16 protein-coding genes are annotated in these 22658 nt (G+C 67.2%); 6 read left to right on the top strand and 10 right to left on the bottom strand.

From position 1 onward, the window contains the following. Positions 1-9: 9 nt before the first annotated feature. From DL240_RS14395 to DL240_RS14415, 6 genes are all read right to left on the bottom strand, one after another. Positions 10-1335, bottom strand: a complete 1326-nt coding sequence (locus tag DL240_RS14395) for a sensor histidine kinase (RefSeq protein ID WP_111730603.1) — start codon at positions 1333-1335, stop codon at positions 10-12. 484 nt (positions 1336-1819) lie between these two features. Next, a complete protein-coding gene (locus tag DL240_RS14400; protein WP_111730604.1) occupies positions 1820-2071 on the bottom strand; it encodes a hypothetical protein in 252 nt (83 codons plus the stop codon). Positions 2072-2073: 2 nt separating this feature from the next. Then, positions 2074-2427: a hypothetical protein gene (locus tag DL240_RS14405; protein ID WP_111730605.1), complete on the bottom strand. Its 354-nt coding sequence runs from the start codon at positions 2425-2427 to the stop codon at positions 2074-2076. Positions 2428-2461: 34 nt separating this feature from the next. Then, on the bottom strand, positions 2462-3001 hold the full coding sequence (locus tag DL240_RS14410) for an RNA polymerase sigma factor (RefSeq protein ID WP_111730606.1): 540 nt from the start codon (positions 2999-3001) through the stop codon (positions 2462-2464). Between the two features lie 32 nt (positions 3002-3033). Next, positions 3034-3192, bottom strand: a complete 159-nt coding sequence (locus DL240_RS20050; protein WP_158542592.1) for a hypothetical protein — start codon at positions 3190-3192, stop codon at positions 3034-3036. A gap of 212 nt (positions 3193-3404) precedes the next feature. Continuing rightward, the gene (locus DL240_RS14415) at positions 3405-4580 is read right to left on the bottom strand and encodes a phosphopentomutase (protein WP_111730607.1); all 1176 of its coding nucleotides are present in this window, start codon (positions 4578-4580) and stop codon (positions 3405-3407) included. Positions 4581-4762: 182 nt separating this feature from the next. Here DL240_RS14415 and DL240_RS14420 point away from each other — a divergent pair, with 182 nt between their 5' ends. The 5 genes from DL240_RS14420 (at position 4763) to recD (ending at position 17843) form a co-directional block, all read left to right on the top strand. After that, positions 4763-5770, top strand: coding sequence for a tol-pal system YbgF family protein (locus DL240_RS14420; protein ID WP_146618316.1), 1008 nt, complete (start codon positions 4763-4765; stop codon positions 5768-5770). A 657-nt stretch (positions 5771-6427) separates the two neighbouring features. Next, complete coding sequence (locus tag DL240_RS14425; protein ID WP_111730609.1) at positions 6428-7990, top strand: ribonuclease H-like domain-containing protein; 1563 nt, start codon at positions 6428-6430, stop codon at positions 7988-7990. 114 nt (positions 7991-8104) lie between these two features. Continuing rightward, positions 8105-11830: an exodeoxyribonuclease V subunit gamma gene (locus DL240_RS14430; protein ID WP_158542593.1), complete on the top strand. Its 3726-nt coding sequence runs from the start codon at positions 8105-8107 to the stop codon at positions 11828-11830. Then, the gene (locus DL240_RS14435; RefSeq protein WP_158542594.1) at positions 11830-15549 is read left to right on the top strand and encodes a UvrD-helicase domain-containing protein; all 3720 of its coding nucleotides are present in this window, start codon (positions 11830-11832) and stop codon (positions 15547-15549) included. Before DL240_RS14430 ends, DL240_RS14435 begins: the two co-directional genes overlap by 1 nt. 95 nt (positions 15550-15644) lie before the next feature. Then, the gene (recD, locus tag DL240_RS14440; protein WP_158542595.1) at positions 15645-17843 is read left to right on the top strand and encodes an exodeoxyribonuclease V subunit alpha; all 2199 of its coding nucleotides are present in this window, start codon (positions 15645-15647) and stop codon (positions 17841-17843) included. Between the two features lie 16 nt (positions 17844-17859). Here the strand turns inward: recD and DL240_RS14445 are convergent, their stop codons facing one another. The 4 genes from DL240_RS14445 to DL240_RS14460 all read right to left on the bottom strand — a co-directional run bounded on the left by DL240_RS14445 (position 17860) and on the right by DL240_RS14460 (position 21235). Next, the gene (locus DL240_RS14445; RefSeq protein WP_111730613.1) at positions 17860-18117 is read right to left on the bottom strand and encodes a type II toxin-antitoxin system Phd/YefM family antitoxin; all 258 of its coding nucleotides are present in this window, start codon (positions 18115-18117) and stop codon (positions 17860-17862) included. A gap of 441 nt (positions 18118-18558) precedes the next feature. Beyond that, entirely contained in the window at positions 18559-19050 is a 492-nt protein-coding gene (locus DL240_RS14450) for a hypothetical protein (RefSeq protein ID WP_111730614.1), read from the bottom strand. 2 nt (positions 19051-19052) lie between these two features. Next, positions 19053-19910 (bottom strand): S1C family serine protease, encoded by an 858-nt coding sequence (locus tag DL240_RS14455; RefSeq protein ID WP_158542596.1) that lies wholly within the window; start codon positions 19908-19910, stop codon positions 19053-19055. Positions 19911-19912: 2 nt separating this feature from the next. Then, positions 19913-21235: a hypothetical protein gene (locus tag DL240_RS14460; protein ID WP_111730616.1), complete on the bottom strand. Its 1323-nt coding sequence runs from the start codon at positions 21233-21235 to the stop codon at positions 19913-19915. 424 nt (positions 21236-21659) lie between these two features. Between DL240_RS14460 and DL240_RS14465 the strand changes: the two genes are divergently transcribed. Then, positions 21660-22610: a helix-turn-helix domain-containing protein gene (locus DL240_RS14465; protein WP_158542597.1), complete on the top strand. Its 951-nt coding sequence runs from the start codon at positions 21660-21662 to the stop codon at positions 22608-22610. Positions 22611-22658 lie beyond the last annotated feature (48 nt).

The raw sequence follows: 22658 nt of genomic DNA on the forward strand, positions 1-22658 counted from the left end.
GGGGGGAGTTTAAGGGTCGATGACTTCGCGGAGTTTCTGACGGACCTGCTCGCCAAGGGAGTGTCGGGCTTTGCCGGGAGAGGTGCGGGGGATGCTCAGGGTGGCGAGGGTGCCGGGGGCATCGTCGCGTGCGCGCAGACTAAGGGAGGCGTCGCCGCGATAAAAGCGTGCAAGCCGTTCATAGACGTTTTGCAGGCCGACGCCACCCCGCGAGGAGCGCGCGGCCCCGGCGTGGCGCGGGCGCCAGGGCTGCGCGGGCGGGGAAGGGCCGTCGTCGAGCACCCGGATCTCCAGATGATGGGCGCTGGCGAGCACCTCGATGCGCACGTACACCCGGCCCTGGCGCGCGGCGTGACGAAAGGCGTTTTCGACCAGGGGCTGGAGGATGAGCGCCGGCACGCGAACCTGACCCAGCACATCGACCTCCTCGCCAGGGTCGATCTCAAAGCGCAGGCCCTCGCCGAAGCGGGCGCGTTCCAGATCGACGTAGCGGCTAAGCTGAGCGAACTCTTCGTCCAGAGTGGTCTGGTCGGCGTCGTTGGCCAGGGTGTAGCGCAGGAATTCGGCCAGATCCAGGGTGAGCTCGCGGGCCCGCGGGGCGTCGGTGCGGATGAGGTAGGCCAGGGTGTTGAGCAGATTAAAGAGGAAGTGGGGCTTGAGCTGGTACTGCAGGGCTTCGAGGCGCGCGTCCCGGGCCAGGTCGCGGGAGGCCCGGGCGTCGTGGCGAGCCAGCTCCAGTTCGCGGACCAGGCTTAAGAGGCCCATAAAGAGGAGGACCCCCACGGCGTTGGCGGCGATCTTGGCCAGGTGCAGCGGGACGCGCTCCAGGTGGAAGGTGGCCGTGGCGCTGTCGACCCAGGTGAGGATGGCGCCGAGCCCGGCGTGATGGGCCGCCTGAATGAGCACCGCCCCGATGGCCACCGAGGCCACCGCCGTGCCAAAGCGGCGGCTCCAGAGCCCGGCCAGCGTGCCTTCGAGCAGGCTGGCCGCAAACACCAGCGGGAAAAAGTGAGACGGGACCTCCAGGGCGTACACGATGCCGGCGGCCGCCCCCACCGCCAGACCCACCCAGACGCCGCCCAGGTAGCCGGCCAGAATCACCCCGACCGAGCGGATGTTGAACTGCATCCCGTCGATCTCAAAGCCCAGAAAGCTGCCCCAGATCGCCAGGCCGCTGAGCAGGAGCACCAGCACCAGGCGGCGACGCACCGAGGCCTGGGGCCCCCGCTGCCCCAGCCAGACCTCAGCCGGGCGCAGCAGCATCAAGGTGAGGGCCAGGGCCACAAGGACCGAGACCTTCTCAAGCAGATTGAGGACCAGATGGAGCGCTTCCATGGGTGTCTAAAGCCTCAAAAGTTCCGCGGGCCGGGCGCCGGGCGATGGTGGCAGATGCGGGCAAGAAAAACGAGAGGCAACGCCCCATCTAAGGGGGTTGCCTCTCGCTGTTGGTATCCACCACTGTGCCGGTCTTGAGACAAGATTTAGAAACCCTGGCTGCTACCAGGTGGGAGCTGTAATAACACTCCTTGAACGTCCTCGCCGACTCAGTTGCCGAGAGGCATGCTCGCGTCATGTCAGTGACTGCCCCCGTGTCTCTGCTTACGGGGTTTCAATAGTATCGCGTCTCGCACGAACACGGCAGAGTACCAAGTTGGGGAACTCTGAACGCCGCTCATACTAAGCAAAGGGCCCCGGCGGGAGCAAGTGCCAAAGGTGTGAAAAGCGCTCTGGCGGCGGGCTCACTTCGGGGTTCGCCGGGAGAAAACGCCGGCGCCGCGGGGCTATTCCAGAGGTCCCCAACGCCGCCCAAAAACCAGGCTCAGAAGGGGAGGCGATCGGGGGTAAGCTCCCAGTGATCGCAGGCCGCGTGGCGCAACCGGGCCAGGTACGCCGGGTCGGCCAGGCGCTGGTGCAGCGGCGGCGGAATGGCGTTGTCTTTGGGGTAGCCGTAGCGCGTGGTGGCCAACTCCTGGTCGACCCAGTGGGTCAAAAGGAGGATGTCTTCGGCCAGCTCGGGGGGCACGTCCAGGCGCTCGCAGATCAGCGCGATGGGATCGGGGGCGTCGGTCATGGTCAGGTGGCCGGTTGGCCCTGGATCAGGAGGTCGAGCTCCTCAAAGACCTGGCGCTCCTCCACGGTGCAGAGGCTGCGGAAGCGGGCGTAGGCCTGAGGGTCGGCCTCGTCGGTGCGCTGGGCCTGCCAGGCCTGGCGGCTCTGCCAGCGGGAGATCGCCGTGGCCACGATGAACTCCGGGGGCGCCTGTGGCGCCGGACCCTCGGCCGGGGGGGCGTCGACCAGAAAGACGCTCTCCAGGGTCTGATGCCCCTGGCGAGCGTGGGCCTGGACGACGTCGCGCCAGGCCTGGCGAAGGGCCAAAAGATCGTCGGGGCGGCAGCGCAGTTTGTACATCACGCGGATGGTCGACATCGAAAACGCTCGCGTTGGCAAGGGGGTAGGCGCCTCAGGGGCAATCGCAGCTGAGGCATTCCTGGGTGGAGGTGGTACCGCAGCGCTCCAAAAGCTCCTGCTGCATGGCGCGCCGCGCGCGGTGCAGGCGCACCGAGGCGTTGGTCGCCGAGATGCCCAGGGCGTCGGCGGCCTGCCCGACGGGCTCTTCGGAGAGGATGACGCGGCGCAGGATCTCGGCGTAGGCGTCGGGGATATCGTCGAGCGCGTCGATGCCGCAGACGCAGGTGTCCTCCCCGGCGTCGGGGGCAGGGTAGGGCCGGGGCGCGGGTTCCAGGGCCAGGCGCTGGCGCTGGCGCTTCACCCGGCCGCGGCGGCGCAGCTCGTCGATGGCCAGGCGCCGCACGATGGTGGCAAACCAGCCCTCGAGTTTTTGAGGGTCGTCGAGGGTGTGGAGCTGGTCGGCCGCGCGCACCAGCGCTTGCTGGACGACGTCTTCGGCGTCGGCGCGCTCATTTAAGCTGCGCGCGGCCAGTCCCACCCACCGATCCCAGTGGCTCATGAGCTGTGCGAGCGAGTGTTCGGTTGAGAGCATCACAGTTCTCCGAGAAGGGTGGGGGGGGAGGGTCAGGCGCAGCAGCCGCACTTGCAGTCGGGGCCGCACTTGCAGTCGGGGCCGCACTTGCAGTCGGGACCGCACTTGCAGTCGGGGCCGCACGTGCAGCCGGAGGTGGCGCTTTCGCAGGTGCAGGTGCAGCAACAGGTGCAGGTGGTGGCGTCGTTCATGGTCAGCTCCGTGGGGCTTGAGGGGTTGGGCTCGGGCCACACCGGGTGTGTGGTGAGCTTTGTCCTGAAGACGGCGGAGGCTCCGAAGATCTTACAGTCGAGGGCGATTTTTTGTGCCCGGACTCGCATCGCCCCCCGGCCGGGGCTCCTGGCCGGGGGGCGATGCGCCTTCACACACGCGCCGATCGCGGGTGTGAAGGCGCCGGGGCGAATCAGCTCAGGTCGATGGCTTCGCCCACGTGCCAGTCCACCCCGAAGTAGGCGGCCAGCGTGGCGCCGATGTCGGCAAACGAGGCCCGGGTGCCCAGGTCTTTGCTCCCCGGGCGCCCCTTCTCCACGATGAGCAGCGGCACGTACTCCCGGGTGTGATCGGTGCCCGGGAAGGTGGGGTCGTTGCCGTGGTCGGCGGTGATGATGAGGAGGTCGCCCGGGTCCAGAGCCTCGATCAGCGTGGGGAGCTGGCGGTCAAAGGTCATCAGGGCGTCGGCGTAGCCGCGGGGGTTGCGGCGGTGGCCGTAGAGGGCGTCAAAGTCGACCAGGTTGGTGAAAATCAGCCCTTTGCGATCAGCGATGCACTGCAGGGTGAGCTCCACGCCGTGGTCGTTGGAGGTGCTGTGAAGCTCGTCGCTCAAGCCCTGGTGGGCGTAGATGTTGCCGATCTTGCCGATGCCGGTGGTGCGCACGCCGGCGGCCTGAAGGCGATCGAGCACCGTCTCGCTGGGCGGCGGCAGGGTATAATCCTTGCGATTGGCCGTGCGCTTAAACTCGGGAAACTCGCCAACAAAGGGCCGCGCGATGACCCGGGACTGCCCGCGCGGGGTGACGATGTCGTAGGCGATTTCGCACCACTTGTAGAGGGTCTCCAGGGGCACCACGTCTTCGTGGGCGGCGATCTGAAAGACCGGGTCGGCCGAGGTGTAGACGATGGGCTTGCCGGTCTGGATGTGCTCCTGGCCGAGCTCTTCGATGATGACCGTGCCGCTGGCCGCGCGGTTGCCCAGCACGCCGGGGACGCCGGTTTTTTCGATAAACTCCTGGATGATCTCGTCGTCGAAGCCCTCGGGGAAGGTGCGGAAGGGCTTGTCGGGGATGATGCCCACAAACTCCCAGTGGCCGGTGGCGGTGTCTTTGCCGTGGGCCTTCTCGGCCATGCGCCCGAAGGTGGCCGTGGGGGCCTCGACCGGGGCGATCTGCGGGATGCCCTCGATGTTGCCCAGCCCCAGCGCGCGCAGGTTGGGCAGGTCAAAGTCGGCGATGGTCTCGGCGATATGTCCCAGCGTATGCGAGCCCACGTCGCCGTACTTATCTGCGTCGGGGAGCTCGCCGGCGCCCACCGAGTCCAGAACGATCAGCACGGCGCGTTTATCAGGGGAGGGGCTCTGGGTCATGGTCTTGTCCTGCGGGTTGGGGTTGGGGTATCTCGTCGGCCTGGGAAAGAGGCCGCTCACGGCGCCCGCGGCGCGGTGGGGCCGGGCTCAACTTAGCGCGAGGGTGGGGGGATGGCCAGCCGGGAGCCGGCGAGTCAGTGACGGGTGTAGAAGCGGAGTATGTGGCTTTGAAAAGGGCAGTGATGATGCGGACGTGGATGGCCTGGTGGGTGTGTTCGGCGATGGTGTTCTGGGCGGCTTCGGTCGGGGCCCAGGAGCTTCCCGGGGAGCAGGAGCTGAAGGTGTATCAGGGGCCGGATGTCGGCCTGCTGCGAGGGGACGCCTACTACTACGAGGGCGATTATTACCGGGCGCTCACCGCCTACAAAGACTTTTTGCGCGACTACCCCGCCGACCGACGCGCGGAGCGGGTGCGCCTGAAAATGGCGTGGGTGTATTTCGGGGCGGGCGAACACGGGCAGGCCGCCCGGGAGCTGGAGGCCCTGGCCACCGGGTCGCGGGACCAGATCGTGAGCTGGTGGGCGCGCTATTACTACGGGCAGGTGGCCCTGGCCTCGGACCGGCGTCCGCTGGCCGAGCAGGCCTTTGTGGAGGTGATCGACACCTGCGCGCCCTGGGTGGCGCGGGTGGGAGAACCCACCGACGACCCGGAAATCACCGCCTGTCTGGAAATCACCAGCGCCGCTCGCCTGGGGCTGGCCCGGCTGGGGGCGGTGCGCCACGACTTTGATGCGGCGGCCCGGGAGCTGCGGGCCATGCCCACCCGCAGCCCGCTGGCCGAGGGGGCCTTTGAGATCGCCTCGCTGGTCGAGGGGATTGATATCCCGCAAAAGAGCCCGCTGCTGGCCGGGACCCTCTCGATCGTGCCCGGGCTGGGGCATTTCTACCTGGGAGAGTGGGGCAGCGGACTGCTGGCGATGGTGTGGAACGGGGTGTTCATCTACGCGGTGGTCGATTCGGTGCTGGCCGGGCGTTACGGGCAGGCGGCGTTGATCGGCCTGGTGGAGACGATCTGGTACGGGGGCACCATCACCGGGGCGGTGGCCGGGGCTCATCGCTACAACCGCGACGCGATGCGGGTGGTCGAAGACGGGCTGCGCCGCGATGTGCTCGACCTCTATCGCGACACGCCCTGGCCGGCCCGTTTTCCGGCCAGTCCGGGGTATCTGGAGCTCTCTATCCCTTTCTAACCACGTATCAGGTGAGTCCGGCGGTCGCGCTCGCGTTTTGAGTTTTCAAAAGACGCTCGCGACGGTCGGGAAGGCGTTTTGAGATTTCAAAACACGTGATCGACGGTCGCGGGCAGGATGTCGAGTGGGGAAGGGGCGAGCGCGACGGCCGGGAAGGCGTTTTGAGATTATAAAACACGCGAGCGACGGTCGCGGGCAGGATGTCGAGCGGGGAAGGGGCGAGCGCGACGCTCGCTCTGGCGTTTTGAGATTTTAAAACACGCGAGCGACGGTCGCGGGCAGGATGTCGAGCGGGGAAGGGTCGAGCGCGGCGCTCGCTCCGATGTTTTAGTCCCTGGCGAGCGGATCGCGGCGCTCGCTCCGATGTTTTAGTCTGTGGCGGGCTGATCGCGGCGCTCGCTCCGATGTTTTAGTCCCTGGCGAGCGGAGCGCGGCGCTCGCTCCGATGTTTTAGTCCCTGGCGAGCTGATCGCGGCGCTCGCTCCGATGTTTTAGTCCCTGGCGAGCGGAGCGCGGTGCTCGCCAGGACCTGAGGCGTTTGGGGAAGGGGCAAGCGCTTCAATTGATTGAAGAATCCGAGTTTGAGGCCCCGATGCTGGCGGCGTAGGGTTGGAGCGATCGGGCGCGAGACGCGCCGGCGGATGAAGGGATGTGACGATGAGCAAGTTTGGGAAGAGGCTGGAGCGTTTGCATCAGGCGCATCAGCGGGGGCGAGAGAGCCAGAGCGGTCCGAGCGGGGTGTTTGAGGCGGGGGCGCCGGGAGAGGGGGAGGTGCGCCAGGTGAAGGGGGGCAGCTCTCCGGATGGGGGTGGTTTCGATGATTCGGGAGAGCGCGCCGAGGGGTCTTCGGGGTCGATCGTGCGCAAGGCATCGCCCCGGGGGGCGTCGCGGGGAGGGGCGCGCACGCGACACAGGAGTTCGGGAGGGGCTCGGCGGTCGTCGTCCTCGTCAAAAATCACTGAAAAAAATTGGGGGCAGTGGGGGGCGGAGAATCAGGGGGAGTTCTGGCTTCTGCGCGAGGAGGTGCCGCCGGGGGAGGTGCACGGGCGTTTTGAGGTGGGGGCGTGTCGGGAGATCGACCATCGTCTGATTTCAAAGGTCGATCCGGGCTGCCCGGGCGTGCGGCCTGAGGGGCTGCTCTATATGGACACCGAGACCAGCGGGCTGGGGCAGGGGGCGCTGGCCTTTTGTGTGGGCATCGGGTTCTGGGCTGGCGAGCGCTTTGTGGTGGAGCAGCTTCTGCTCGATGGCAGCGACGCGGCCGGGGAGCGGGCGATGCTTGCGTATTTCGCAAACATGCTGCGGGAGCGGCACCTGCTGGTGACCTTTAACGGGCGGCGTTTTGATGTGCCCCTGCTCGCGCGCCGGTACGCGCGCCACCAGATGAGCGATCCTTTCGGGGGGCGTCAGCATCTGGATTTGTTGCCCACGGCCCGGCGGCATTTTGTGGGGCGAAAGCGCTACAAACTCTCCAGCCTGGAGGAGGATATTCTCGATTTTCACCGGGTGGATGATGTACCGGGGCGAGAGATTCCGGCGTTGTGGGAGCGCTTCGTGGCCGGGGAGGCGGTGCCGAAGATGGGGGGGATGCTGGAGCATAATCGCCACGATATCGTCTCGATGGCCGCGCTGCTGGCCGCGCAGATCGAGGCGGTGGGCGGTGGCGCGCGGCCGGGGAGCGCCGGAGCGCCCGGTGGGTCGGTTGGCGCACCCGGGGCGCTCGGGGCGCGGGGGTCGGGCGGCTCGTCGGCGTATGAATCGGCACCGGGTGGGGCCCGGGAGCGCGGGGGGCGCATCGGGGAGGTGGCCGCGCGGCTGGAGCGGAGCTACCGGCTGCGCTCCAGCTTTTCAGCCCCATCCGACCCTCCCGGCTCGGCGCGGCCCCCGGCCTCCCGGGAACGAGCCGGGGAGCGCGCGCGCGCCGAGCGAGGTGTCGACAGGCCGCGCGCCGACGAGCGGAGCGAGGAGGCCGCGCCGGCCGCCCCGGCCGCGCTTCGAGAGCGGGTCCGGGCGCTGCGGGCGGCGGCCCGGGCGATGATCGACGCCGGGCTCTTTGAGCAGGCCGCCCCGGCGCTTTTTGAGCTGGTGGCGCTGGCCCCCGACGACCGCTTCGGGCTGCAGACCCTGGCGCGCTACTACCGCCAGGCCGGTCAGGACGCCCTGGCCCGGGAGATCGAGGCCCGCTTCCGGGGAGGCGGTGGCGGGGGAGGCCAAAGCTAAACCCCGGCCCTTTATGCCTGTTATACGATCATTTACATCTTCGACATCACCCCTCCTGCCGGGGTATAAGAGCGATGAATCTCATGAACTTTAGCGTGGATGGTGGGAGTCGATATGCTGCAGGTATTTCAATCTGACAGGGTCGAAGATCTGGTCGATGTGCTGGTGCACCACCTGGGGGTGACGGCGCCCAAAAGGGCTGTGGATCGCGCGTTTCACGAGTACCGGCTGGTGGTGCCCAACGCGAACCTCAAGCAGTATCTGACCTTTCAGATCGCGGCGAAGATGGGGGTAGCGACCAACCTGCGCATCGAGACGATGGAGCAGTTTCTGGAGAGCCTGGTGCCCCCCGACGAGGCCGGGGAGCCGGTGGCCCAGATCGTGGCCGGCGCCACGGTGGAGCGCCTGCTGATCGGGCTGCTCTCGGATAGGGCCTTGCTCGACCGGGCCGAGATGGGGCCGGTGCGGGCCTTTTTGGAGGCGGCCGGCTCCGGGGAGGGGGCCGCCGAGCAGCGGGAGCGGCGGCGCTATCAGCTGGCCCGGCGCCTGGCCGCGCTCTTTCGGGAGTACGGCTACTCGCGCAAGCAGGAGCTTTTGGAGCTCTGGCGCCAGGATCGTCTGGCGAGCCAGGAGGACCCGAAGTTCAAGGCGATTTTTGGGCCGACGGAGCGCTGGCAGCGCACGTTATGGCGGGCGCTCTACCTGCCCGGGGGCGCGCTGGCGCAGGCGGCGAAACAGGAGGCGAAACAGGAGGCGGAAGCGGGGGCGGAGCCCCGCGAGCTCATCGCGCTGACCGACGTGCCCGATCGCTTTGAGAACGCCGCGCTGGCCTGGCCGGATTACGTGCACCTGGTGGGGTTTTCGTACCTGCCGCCCTTTTTCAAAGAGCTCTTCGGGCCGCTCGGGGCCAACGATGAGCATAACGCCATCTTTTACGTGCTCTCCCCCTGTCTGGAGGAGTGGGGCACGGTGCTGATCGGCGACGAAGACCCCCTGGTGGATCTGGACCTGGGGGAGAGCGAACTCTTAAGCGGCGATGAGCTGCCGCTGGCGCTGCGGATGTGGGGCGGCCCCGGGCGAGATTTTCACCGGATGCTGATGGAGTTGAGCGACTCGGACATCACCACGCTGGAGGATCGGGTCGCGCGGATGCAGCGCCCGGACGTGACCCTCTTGCAGCGCCTGCAGCGGGTGATTCGCGATCGCGAGGACGCTCGCCAGGTCGCAGAGAGTTCGCCGCCGCTGACCGACCGCCGGAGCCTGCGTTTTATGGCCTGTCCGAGCATTCAGCGGGAGTGCGAGATCATCGCCAGCGAGATCTGGGAGATGGTCACCCGCCATCCGCAGCTGCGCTTTAACGACATCGCGGTGGTGGTGCAGCCCGGGGAGCGCGAGCTCTATCAGACGCACCTGCGGGCGGCCTTCAAACAGACCCACGCCATCCCCCATAACGTGATCGACATCGACGCTTCGCACTCCTCGCCGGTGCTCGACGCGGCCCGCCAGGTGTTTGAGCTGCCCCTGGGAGGGTTTAAGCGCAGCGAGGTGCTGGGGGTGCTGATGCATCCGGCGGTGGTGGCGCAGAAGGGGGCGGTGGATCCCAAACAGTGGGCCCGGTGGTGCGATGAGCTGAGCATCTACCACGGGGCCGACCACCGGGATCATGAGGGGACCTACATCAAGCGGGAGCGCTTTCACTGGCAGCAGGGGCTCGATCGCCTGGTGCTGGGGGCGTTTATGTCGCAGCCCGAGGAGGAGGGGGCGCAGGCCGTGGCGCTGGGCGCGGAGCATTACCTGCCGCTGGAGACCGGGCACGGGGAGCTGGAGCAGGTGGCCGCGCTGGTGGAGCTGGCGCAATCGCTGATCGTGCGTTCGCGGGAGGTGCGCGGGGAGTCGCGTACACTGGGGGCGTGGATGGAGCATTTTAAGGGGATGCTCAGCGATTTTGTGGGTGGGGAGGGCAAGCGCGACGAACGCATGAAGCTGCAGCTGCACCGGGAGCTCTCGGCGATTGCGCGCGCCGACCTAAGCCCGGATCAGGCGGTGGGCTATCGCACGGCCTACGAGTTTGCGATGGCGGCGCTGGGCGGGCTCGAAGATCGTTATGGGAAGTACCTGGCCGACGGGGTGGTCGTCTCGTCCTTTAAGCCGATGCGGCCGATTCCCTTTGAGGTGGTCTTTGTGACGGGCCTGGGGCAGGGGGCCTTTCCGGCGCCGACGCCGCCCGACGCGCTGGATCTGCGGGAGGCCCGGCGGCGCTTAAGCGATGTGAGCTCGCGCGACCAGGACTTCTACATGTTTTTGGAGACGCTGATGTCGACGCGCTCCCGGATGGTGCTCTCCTGGGTGGGGCGAGATGCGCAGACGGGCGATGAGCTGGAGCCGGCGTCGGTGGTGTTGGCGTTGCAGGAGATGGCCGCGGTGCTGGAGCCCGAAGGGGAGCTGGCGCCGGTGCAGGCGCGCAGCGTGCGTCATCCGCTGCGGCGCTACGACGCGCGCTATTTTCCGCAGGTCTATGAGCCCGGGGCGATCCCCGAGTACGTGGCGGCCAGCGGGGTCGACGCGATCCCGGTGCAGGATGTGGCGCCCTATGAGGCAGCCGCCCACGTGGATCAGGTCGAGCGCCTCTGGCCCAATCACCACGGGGAGGCCCAGGCCGAGGCGGTGGTGCGGGTCAACCGCCGGGCGCTCGATGAGGCGTTGCCGCCGGGGTATCGGCCCGGGCCCGGGGAGCTGGCCGCGCACCTGGGGAGTGGTCCCGGGGGCTCTGGGGAGGAGGAGCTCCAGACCTTGTTAAAGTGGAGCGTGCCGCAGGTGGCCCCCGAGGTGCGGGAGGGGGGCCGGGTGGTGCTGCAGCTCAGCGAGCTGGGGGGCTTTTTGAAGTGCCCGCTGCAGGGCTCGGCGAAGTCGCGGCTGCGTCTCTACGATGAGGAGGAAGACGACCTGTTGGCGGTGGAGGATGAGCCCTTTGAGCCGGCCTTTTTGCCGGCGCTGAGCCTGATGCGCGAGAGCCTGGCCGAGGGGCTGGCCGCCCGGGACCTGAGCGAGGCGACGCTGGAGGCGGCGCTGCGGGCCCGGGCCGAGCGCGAGGAGATGCGGGGGCACTTCCCCTCGGAGCTCTATTATGAGGCGGCGGTTCAGCGCTGCCTGCAGCGGGTGCTCACCTGGCGCGACGGGCTGCGCGGGGTCAGCGCCGAGGAGCATCCCGGGGTGGAGCATGTGCGCCTGGGCAGCGCGCTGCACCGGGGCCGGGAGCCTGGCGAGCGGGTGCAGCTGGAGCCGCTGGTGCTCGAGGTCGACGCCGGGGCGCGCGGGGTGCTGGAGGTGGAGCTCCACGGGAGCGTGACGCTGGTCGGGGAGGCCCGGGCCTCGGTGGGGTTTGCCGCCGGGAGCAAGGCCAGTCCGAAGTATTTTGTCCGCGAGCATATCGAGCAGCTGGCGCTGGTGGCCGCCGGCTACACCCTGCCGGAGCCGCAGGTGCTGGTGGTGCCCTCGGTGGCCAGTGGGGCCGCGAAGCTGGCCTTGAGCGTGGGGAGCGCCGGGGAGGCCCGCGCCTACCTGAGCGCGCTGGTCGGGGAGCTCCTCCAGGGCGTGCATGACTACTTCTTGCCCGTGGAGCTGGTGGCGATGGTGGTCAAGGCGCAGGCCCGGGGCCAGGAGGTGGATGTGGCGGCGCTCCTGGAGCGCTTCGACCCGGGGAGCCGCTTCTCAGAGACCCCCTCCACGATGTACGGGCCGGTGAAGCGCTGGTTTGACTCCAGCCCCCCTTCGCCGGCGCGCATTCAGCAGATCATTGAAGCACGCTACCGCTACCTGAAGCCGGTGTTGGGAGGTAAATGATGGCCACGCTCTATTACAAAAAGCCCGATGCGCTGGTGGCACTTCAGCAGCGGGAGGGGCGCCACGCGGTGATCGAGGCCAGCGCCGGCACCGGCAAGACCTACACGATCGAGCATATCGTGGCCGACCTCCTCCTGCGCGGAGAGGTGAAGGTCAACGAGGTGCTGGTCGTGACCTTTACGCGGGCGGCGACCGCGGATCTCAAAAAGAAGATCCGCGAGCGCCTCCAGGAGCTGGTCCGGGCCTGGTCGGCGCTGGAGCCTGGCGAGGTGCGCACCCTGGATGGTGGCGAGTCGCAGGCTGGCGAGCCGGCAGCGCTCCCGGGGTTCGGGGTGGTGGAGGCCGAGGGGGTGGAGCGGCTGAAGATGGCGCTGCGCTCCTTTGATCAGGCCTCGATCTATACGATCCACGGGTTTTGCCAGCGGATTCTGGTGGAGCATGCCTTTGCCAACAAGCGCCTGCTGGAGCAGGAGCATGTCGACGGGGATCAGCTGGTGTACCGGGCGATCTCGGAGGCGCTGCGCCAGGATGTGCCCGCCGATCCGGAGCTCCGCTACTGGCTTCAGGCCTATCTGGGCGCGGGCAAGGGGCTCGATACGCTGCGTGAGACGCTGGCCGGCTATGTGAAGACCCGTGGCGAGTATCTGCCCCGGGTTCAGGTGAACCTCGACGCGCTGGCGGCCAGCGCGCAGGAGGGCGGGGCGTACTTCGCAGCGCTGGAGGGGGCGGCCTTTGACGAGGAGCTCGACGCGCTGCGCCCGGGCGGCAAAAAGGTGCACGGCACCACCCGCAACGCGTTCAAAAAGCATGTGCGGGCGATGATCGAGGGCTTCTCCTCACCCCCGGCCGGGGTGCTGGAGACGAAGGCCCTTTTGGAAGGAGCGCTTGCCGCCCCCTTTAAATACCTGGCGGGCAAAAAAGAGCATGACGTGCTGGTGCATATGCCCGAGCTCCTGAGAGCGGTCGAGGCGCTGGAGGAGCTGAGCTTTGATGTGGAGCTCTGCGTGGTTCAGGCGCTGGGCCCGCAGATCGCCCGGCGCATCGAGGCGATCAAGCAGGCCGAGGGGGTCTACACCTACGAGGATATGCTCACGCTGGTGCGCGATACGCTGGCGGCCGACGGGGAGCATGGCGAGCTCTTGAACGTGCTTCGGGATCGTTTTAGCCACGCGATCATCGATGAGTTCCAGGATACCGACGAGGTGCAGTGGGAGATCTTTGAGCGCCTCTTTGTGGGGGGGCTGGCCGGGGCGGCGCCCACGCAGGCGCATCGTCTGGTGCTGATCGGGGATCCCAAACAGGCGATCTACGGGTTTCGGGGCGGCGATGTGCACACCTACCTGCGGGCGCGCCAGCGCCTGCTGGGAGAGGAGGCGCCGATTCCGCTCACGCAGAACTTTCGGTCCACGCCGCAGGTGATCGGGGCGTACAACGCGATCTTCGATCAGCGCGCGGCGCAGCGCGTGGAGCTTGGCGAGGGGATCGGCTACGCGCACCCGGTGAGCGCGGGCAAGGCGTGGTTTGAAGCCGAGGTCGAGGGTCAGCGCGCGCCCGGGGTGCGGGTGCTCAACCTGAAGAGCGAGCGGGAGAAGCTCTCCGTCTCGGAGCTGCGCAAGGGGCTGGCCCGGGGCATCGCCACCCGGGTGCGGGGTCTGCTCCGGGGGGAGGGGGCGCCGGGCTACCCGCAGGAGCCCGGTGGGGACCTGGTCGGGCAGGTGGGGCCGGAGGATATCTACGTGCTCTGCCGGCGGCGCTCCGACGGGCTGATGGTGGCCGAAGCCCTGCGGAGCCAGGGGGTGCCCTACGCCTTTTTGAAGATGGACGGGCTCTTTGAGACGCAGGAGGCCCGCGATGTGTACGACCTCCTGATGGCGCTGGTCGACCCGCAGGATCGCTCGCGGCGAGCCCGGGCCTGGATGACCGGATTTTTCGAACTGGAGCTGGGGCAGCTGGCGAATCTGGAGGCGGTGAGCGAGTCGGAGGCGATCTATCAACGCCTGCTGCGCTGGGCCTGGCTTGGCGAGCAGCGGGCCTACCACGCGCTCTTTCAGGAGCTGATCGAGGCCAGCGGGCTGATGCGCCGGCGGCTGCTCCTGGATGTGAGCGAGCGGGAGCTGACCAACTACCAGCACCTGCTGGAGCTGATGGCCGAGGAGTGCACCCGCGAGCGCCTGAGCATGGAGGAGCTGGCCGCCCGACTGAAGAGCTACCGGGAGGGGCGAGCGATGCCCGAGGGGGAGAGCGGGGACCAGCAGCGCCTGGAGGTGGAGTCGAAGGCCGTGCAGATCCTGACCGCCCACGGCAGCAAGGGGCTCCAGCGGGGGATCGTGTTTGTGGTGCCCGGCTTCAGCGATCTGATCAGCAGCCGCCGCAAGGACTACGCGCTCAAGGTCCCCCGGGAGTCGGGAGGGATGCGCCCGGTGCGCTGGGTGGCGTCGACCTCCGAGATGCCCCCGGGGTGGGAGGAGCTGCTGATCGAGCAGACCCGGGCCGAGGCCAGCCGCCTCAACTACGTGGCGCTCACCCGCGCCGAGGTGATGCTCTACCTCCCTTACCTGGAGGCGGAGAGCCCGGCCTACTCCGATAATCGCGATAAGCGCGACCCCTACTTTGATGTGATCGATCGCCTGCGGGCGATGCGCAACGAGCCCACAGGCGCGTTTTTGGAGTGGCTGGACGTGGATCTCGACGCCCGGGCCCGGGAGGTGGACCTCCACCAGGTGCAGAGCACCCTGGGTCGGGTGCGCCTGCAGGGGCTGGAGCTACTCGCCGAGGAACGGGTGGCCCCCGACGTGCTCAGCACGCTGATGGAGCGGCGCTGGGAGGTGACCTCGTTCAGTAGCCTGCGCGGTCAGGTCGGCGGTGAGGGGCTTTTGGACGAGGCCGCCGCCGAGGTGGAGAAGGGCGATGACGCCCGCGATGACGAGGTGGTCTTCGATCCGGCGTTTCCCGGCGGGATGGCCACCGGGAACTTCGTGCACGGGGTGCTCGAAACCCTGGAGTACGCCCGGGTGCGCGACTACGCCGACGAGGCGGCCTGGGTGGCCGACGAGGAGCTGCAGGCCTTCTTTGAGCAGCATCGCAGCAGCTTTGGCGCAGACCCCAGCACGCTGAAGCCGGCGATGCGGGCGGTGTACCGCACGCTCTTAAGCCGGGTGGAGATGCCGGTGGCCGGCGAGGAGGCGCTGGAGGCGCTGCACCGCCTGAACCCGGAAAGGGTGCGCCGCGAGCTGGAGTTTTTGTTTCCGATCCCCGAGCTCTGCGAGGAGGAGGCCGACGGGCTACGCCGCAAATTTGGCCGGGGCGCGCGGGTGCAGGGGGGCTTTGTAAAGGGCTTTGTCGACCTCTTATTTGAGCATCAGGGCAAGATTTACTTCGCCGACTGGAAGACCAACCTGGTGCGCAGCTACGACTCGCCGACGCTGGCCGGGCATGTGGCCGCCAACTACGCCGAGCAGGCCCGGCTCTACACCGTGGCGCTGTGTCGGGTGCTCGATATGACCTGCGAGGCCGAGTACGAGGCGCGCTTCGGGGGGCTCTTCTATTTCTATGTGCGCGGGATGCACCCGCAGCGGCCCGGGGAGGGCATCTACCGGGCGCGACCGAGCTGGGCGCAGATCGTGGGCTTTGAGCGCTCGCTCCACGAGCGGATCCGTCGGGTGAAGCGCGGCGACGAGGAGCGGGCGCCGGTGCCCGGGCCGCAGGCCGAGCCGGTCTGAGGGGAAGAGGCGCGCCCCCGGGGGCGCGTGGCGATGGGATGCTGGGCGATGAGCGCGGGCCATGTGGGGCCTGCGACGCGTGAATGAGGCAGATGATGAGTCAGCTCGATTTATTAAGTGCATGGAAGAAGCAAGACGCGGCCGAGAAGCCCCAGGCTCGCCAGCCGGAGGAGGCGCCCGGGGGGCGCGGGGTGTTCGCGCGGGCCTTTCGCGTGGATGCCTCCCTGCTCAGCGCGCGGGATGTCTCGGCGCTGGGGGCGCATCTGGAGGGGCAGGGCATCTCGCGGGCGCGCCTGAACCTGGCGCTCAACCTGGTGCAGCTTCAGGAGGGGCTCAGCGCCACCGAGCACCGCGCGCTCTTGATGGTCGTGCTCGCCAGCATGCTGGCGCAGTCGATGGGCAGCACCTACATGCCCCTGGAGGATGGCGAGGAAGGGTATTTGCGCGCGACCCTGCGCCACCTTTTGCCGCAGCCGACGCCGGCGGGCTGGGAGATCGACGCGCTGCTCCCGGCCTTTGCAACGCTGCTGAGTGAGGAGCGCGCGCCGGCGATCGTGGGGCAGCCCGGTGACTTCAAGCCGCTGATCGTGGATCAGGGGCGCCTCTACCACCAGCGCATGCTCCTGCATGAGGAGCGCCTGGCCCAGGCCATCGATCAGATGCTGCGCCGCCCCGACACCTCGCCAGACCCCGGGGAGGTGCGCCAGGCGCTCGAAGAGGTGATCGAGAAGCGCCCCACCACCTGGAGCGATGGTCAGACCCGGCATCCGGTGCGCCCGGGGCCCGAGCAGCAGCTGGCCGCACTCAGCGCGCTGCACGCCCCGCTGGCGCTGATCACCGGGGGGCCGGGCACCGGCAAGACCACCATCGTGGTCACCATCCTGCGCCTGGCCGCGCGCCTGGGGCTTAAGGTGGCCGACATCGCGCTGGCCGCGCCCACCGGGAAGGCTGCCAACCGCATGGCGGAGTCGATTCGCGCGCAGCTCACCGGCGTGCAGGACCCCGGCGACCTCGACACTCGCCTCCTCCACGAGCTCCCCGCGCCCGCCACGCTTCACCGCCTCCTGGGGTACTCGCCGCGCGCCGGCACCTTTCGCCATCATCGGCATCATCGCCTGCCGGCGAAGCTGGTGGTGGTCGATGAGGCCTCGATGATCGACCTCTTCATGATGGAGGCGCTGGCGCAGGCGCTGGCCGATGACGCGCGCCTGGTCTTGCTGGGCGACGCCGACCAGCTGCCTTCGGTGGATACCGGCGCGGTGCTGCGGGACCTGCTCCCCGAGGTGCCCGCCACCGATCTGCCCTGGCGCGAGCTGGCGCTCGACCCGCTGGCGGCCACGCCCGGCCAGGGGCGCACCGCGCGCCACGCGGTGCGCCTGACCAAAAGCCACCGCATGCGTGAAGACGACCCGGCCGGACGCGCGATTTTGCAGGTCGCCCGGGCGGTGGGGGCGGGGCTGGCAGGGGAGGCCCCGGGGGCGTTGCCGCCCCAGGTGGACACCCTCTCGGAGATGGACGCGGCGCGCTGGCAGGGCGTGGAGCTCTGGTCGCCAGCGCGGCGCGCCGGGGCGCCCGGCGCCGACGAGGAGCCCGGGAGTGTGCGCCTGGATGCCTTCATCGATGCCTGGTTCAAGCACCACCTGGCCGGGGTGCCCCGCGACCTGATCTTTCAGACCTACACCCGCGACGCCCATGGCGAGTTTGCCCCCGAGGCCCGCGCCGAGCTGCGCGCGTTAATGGCGTACTTTGCCCGCGCCCGCGTGCTCACCCTGACCCGCGTGTTTGAGACGGGCTCCGAGGCACTCAACCGCCGCTTCCACGCCGCCTTTGGCCGCTTCCGCCGCGAGATCGCCCGCAGCCCGGCCGAGGGCTCCACCCTCTACGATATGTACGTCGGCGAGCCGGTGATGATGCTGCGCAACGACTACGAGCGCGACCTCTTCAACGGCGATCAGGGCGTCGTCGTCTGGTGCAAAGACGCCGGCGGCCAGACCCAGCCCTTTGCCGTGTTTGAGCGCGGCGAACGCCTGGTGGCCTACCCCCTTGGCGAGCTCCGCGACGACCTGGTGCACGCCTACGCCATGACCGTCCACAAGAGCCAGGGCTCGGAGTTCCGCCACATCGCCGTGGTGCTCCCGGCGCAGGACATGCCGCTTTTGACCCGCGAGCTCCTCTACACGGGCATCACGCGGGCGAGTAAGAGCGTGCTTCTGGTGGGGTCAGAAAGGCTGCTCGGCGTGGGGGCGGAGCGCCGCGCGCGGAGGTTCTCGGGGGTGGGGGGGCGGTTGGGGTAAGACGACTGACTTCGCGTTATTCGTCGTCCAGGCCGAGCTCGCGCTTGAGGTCGGTCCACTTGACTCGCCCACCCTCTTTGCGCGCTTTAAGTGCGGCCTTGATGTCGAGCTGATCTTCGAGTGCTTCCAGCAACTCCAGGTCTTCGCACGAGATCAGCGCGGCGGAGGGCTTCCCGTTGCGGTGGAGGATCAGCCTTTCTCCGGCGTAGGAAACACGGTTGAGGCTGTCCGAGAAGTTCTGGCGCAGTTCGGTGACGGATAGCTGGCTGGTCATGGGATTCTCCGGGGGCCAGGGCGTACAGAATGACCAAAATGGTCATTGTATTTATGGCGAACAGGTGGACTGCGTTCCGGGCTGCTTATCGATTTTAGTCGCCCCAATCTCCTCACCGATACGCATACCTCCCTCCATCCTCCGCATCCGCGATAAGCGAAAGCAGCACATCTCGCCCCCCACCACTCCCAAACCGACTCATATCCTCAAACACCCGTGAGATCGTGACGCGCGGCGAAACCCTGGCCACCAGCCGAGCGCGCAACACGATCTCCGTCGCCCGATTCGTCTTCGCCCGGATTGGGCTTCTGATGCCGCCAGATAGAGAGAGCTATGCTCCGAGCTCATCCCAAAGGTCGCGAGTTTATGCACCCCAAAAAGCCCGCGCCCCCCTGAATCCTCAGGGGGGCGCGGGCTTTTTGGGGCGCCGGGCCTCTTTCGTTAGAACCAGGAATCATCAATGCTGGCCGCGAAGTTTCCCTCGAGCCAGAGCCTGCCCTCGCACTCGTCTGTAACGCAAAAGTGGCATACATAGCCCGAGAAATAGCCGCTGATCAGCCCGTACTCGTTGCTTGTCACCGTAATCGAGGTCCTTTCGATGTCCCGGTTCGGGCAGAACATGGTGCGGTAGCTATTCGTGCTGTAATTCTCGTCGTGTTCCCAGGATAGGTCGACGAGCTCTCCGCTGTAGGTTCCCGGCTCCCCGGAGGGCCACCTCAGGGAGAGCCCCTCCCGGGATAACGAGAGCCTGTAGCGACCAGACGCAACATTGAAGGTCGAATCAACTTTGATTTCGTCGTCGGAGGTGAACTGGAGCAGTTCGTCACCGACCTCCAGTGTGACCTCTGCCCCGGTGAAGAGGTTCGGGCCACAGGCCAGTGCCAGAAGGGGAGATAATGAAAGCAACAGGGGTTTTATATTGAGACGTTTCATCATCATTCTCCGAGGGTGATTTTGCGGGATTGCGGCCAACTTACCTGCCGGCGCACCAGGCGGCCGTCGATCAGCGCCGCGACCTCATACATGCCTTCCTCGACCATCAGCACCACGCGCGGGCCGGAGCCGACCATCACGTCGTTGACGTACACCGGAGTGGTGTTGGCGAGCTCGATCACCAGACAATCGCAGCGCTCGCTGAGCGTGGGCAGGTGGGCGATGGCCTGCTGCAGCGGAATCGCAAAGTTGATGCTCTGGGCATCGGTGAGTCCGGCTGTGACCACGCCGATGGCCTCGCCGCGGAGGTTCACCACCGGCCCTCCCGAGCTGCCGGGGTTCAGGGGGATCTGGGTCTGAAAGAGGGGCCTCTCTTCGCCGCTGGGATAGATGTTTGAGATCATCCCGGTGGTGTAGGTCCAGATCGCCCCGCGTCCGTGGCCGACGGCGGCCGCCCAGTCGCCCACGGCCACGTCGTGCATACCGGCCATGCGCAGGGGGGCGACGTTGTTGACCTGCACCTTCACCAGCGCCAGATCGCGGTCTTCGGCGAGTTCGATGACCTCTCCGGTGAGGCGGCGCCCGTCGTGCAGGACGACTTGAACCTGGGGGTGTTGCTGGACGACGTGGGCGTTGGTCAGGATCACCCCGTCGGAGGAGACAAAAAAGCCCGAGCCCAGCCCGTTTTCATGGGTGATGAACACCACCGAGGGCGCCACACGGGTGAAGAGCTCGCGCTGTTCGCGCTGGATCTCTTGGAGAATGGACTCCTGGGCGGCGGCGCGCCCCGGCCGCGGCGCGCAGAGCGCGGCCACCGCGAGCACCAGGAGCAGATGTCTCTTACCTGAGCGTGTCAACATCATTACCAGCGCCCCCGTAGCTGCAAGCCGCCCTGTGTATCCGGGCCGCTCTGGAGATAGGGGGCAAACTCCAGACTCATCTCATCGGTCTGGTCGGCCCGGGGGAGTGCCTGGTCGGGCGACGCGTCGCCCGATTCGTCCTCACGCGTCGCGGCGGCATTGGCCTCTTTGACCAGCTCGCGTGTCTTCGGAAAGTTCAGCGGATGCAGTTCAATGGATCTGCGGGAGTAGTAGATCGCCAGGCCGGTGAACGCTCCGACGATGCCCGCGGTCAGCAGCGAGATGCCGGCGACGCGCTGACCGGAGAGCGCATCAAAGGACTCCTGAGAGTGGCAGTTCTGCTGCACCCGGGGGTGGCCGTAGTCTGAGCACCCCGCCACCGCCGGGGACTCCGAGGGGAGCTGGCGAACGTAGGTGCTGATCGCCAGCGTGGAGCCGATCGCCAGGGCTGCCAGCCCGAGCGAGCCGGTCACCTTCCCGAGAGACGCCCGGCGCGCCTGGCGCTGTGCGTTGGCCTCATAGGATGCGGCCAGGTCCTCGCGTTCGAGCCGGCGGTAGATGTCGGCATGCATGATGGTTTCGCCGGTCTCCCTGTCCAGAAGCTTCCAGTCTCGCCCATTGCCCTGCAGGAGGCGCAGGCGCCCGCTCTTCTCTTCTTCCCCGGCCCGGGCGTCCTCCAGGGCGCTTTTTGTCGCATCGAAGGCCTCCTGAGAGATCCCCCGGCCGACGTTACGACGTTGTTCCGAGGTCAACGCGACGCCCGGATACACCATAAACCCGGCGATGGCCGCACCGTCGAGGCTGTAAAAGGTGATCATCGCCATGGCCGCAGCCGCCGCGTTGACTGCGGGCGCGGGCTCTTGGTCGGCGCCTTCTGCAGGGGCGTCGGCGGCGTCGGCCGCGAGTTCGGGAGCTCCGCTGGTCGCTTCGGGGGCGTCGGGCGCGGACGCCTCCGGGCCGCTCTCCGCAGGCGCCTCTTCGGGGGCTTCGGTCTCGGTCTCGTCACCGAAGGTGCGAACGATCACCACGGCATCGACCGGCAGGTGCGCCAGGCGCTCCACCACATCGAGATCGGCAAGCCCCTGCACATCGCTTATCACCGGATTATCGATCACCATGGGTGAGCCCGATTGACGCAGGTTTTCGCGCAGCGCCTGGCCGGCCGGGACGGCGCCCGGCCCGCCCGTGGCGATCACCACGCGGATCTCGCTGAGTTCCGGGGGTAAAGAATCCGGATGAAAAGTCTGGGACCAGTCCTGGGCCATGGCCGGCGCCGAAGCCAGCAGAATGAACGCTGCCGTCCAGGCCACTAAAATACGTGTCATACGAGATCACCTCAGATCAAAATTGAAACAAATATCAGTTCATATTGCCGGCGGTCGCCTGAAGAACTCGCCTGTTCCGACGAGATCGCCGCAGCGTTGTATACATATGTATGAAACGTGCCCTGCATAGCTGATGTGGGACGGAGCGTCAAAACCAGCCGCGCGGATGTGGTGTGGCAAGGTGGCGTTGTGTTGGCGGCAATACATGGTGCGGGGAGGGGGCTGCTTCCTACCCTCGAGCTCCCGGCTCCTCACGCAAACAAGGTTAACTAGAACCACCCTTTTCGGGCGATTGAATCCGGGGCCATTCGCGCGCGTTCATCAAAAGGCTCAGAGATTCGAAAATGGCCCGTTGTCCGAAATCGTGACCCTGTCCTATATACAAAGCTCACCGGTAAGCCATGAGTTGAAGACGGAGATGTCGATGAGCTTTGCATCAAAAAACGCGTCGGGAGACCTTCTGGAGCCTTATGCCGTGCCCAACGCCCTGGTGGAGCTTGTGCGTTCGGCGGAGAGCTGGCTGGTGATCGTCTCGCCATATTTCGATCCCTGGCGCCACCTGCGCGACGCCCTGGTGGATGCGCGGGAGGCCGGGGTCAAAATCAAGTTTCTGATCCGCGAGGATCAGATGCGGGAGAAGAAGGTCATCCGCCACTTTCGGGATCTGAAGCTCGAGCCCCTGGCGCTGAAAAGGCTGCACGCCAAGATCTACATCAGCGATAAACAGGCGCTCCTCACCTCGATGAATCTTTTGTCGGGCAGCCGCGAGAGCGTGGAGTTCGGGCTCTGCATCGACCGCCAGAAGCACGCGGATCTCTACGAAGCGGTCTTTCGCCAGGCGTATGGTCTCCTCAAAAAGTCGGAGCTTGTGGAACTTCCTTCGCCGAAGCCACGGGGTGTGCCAGTGCAGAAGGCCGCGCCAGTGCAGAAGGCCGCGCCAGTGCAGAAGGCCGCGCCGGCGAAGACGTGGACACCCCCGGCGAAGGCTGTGGCGAGTGCGAGCGCGTCGGCACAAAACGCGGCGAAGGGGGCGGCGTCATGTACTGAGGTGGATGAAGAGGCGTTGAAACGTCTCTCCAAAACCCAGGCTGAGAGTTATCGGCTTTGGTGCGAAAAACACTCCGTTCACAGGGTCGCGAAGGAGCGTCAGTGCACCGAAAGCACCATCCGTTATCACCTGGCCGCCGCCATCGAGGTGGGCCTGATTCCCGTCGAGCACGTTGTTACGGAGAAGCAACGCAACATCATCGCGGAGGCCGTAGGCAGGGTCGGCCCGAACGCCGGGCAGGGCGCGATCGTCAAAACGAGTCAGGGGCCGGTGTGTTACGGGGAAGTGGCGTGTGTGTTGGCTGCAATGAAATTACTGCGGTGCTGAGCGCCCCAGCCGCCGAGCGCCCCAGGACGACGCTGACCGCGTCGATAG

The sequence above is a fragment of the Lujinxingia litoralis genome (assembly GCF_003260125.1).
In the GTDB taxonomy this organism is placed as follows: Bacteria; Myxococcota_A; Bradymonadia; order Bradymonadales; family Bradymonadaceae; genus Lujinxingia; species Lujinxingia litoralis.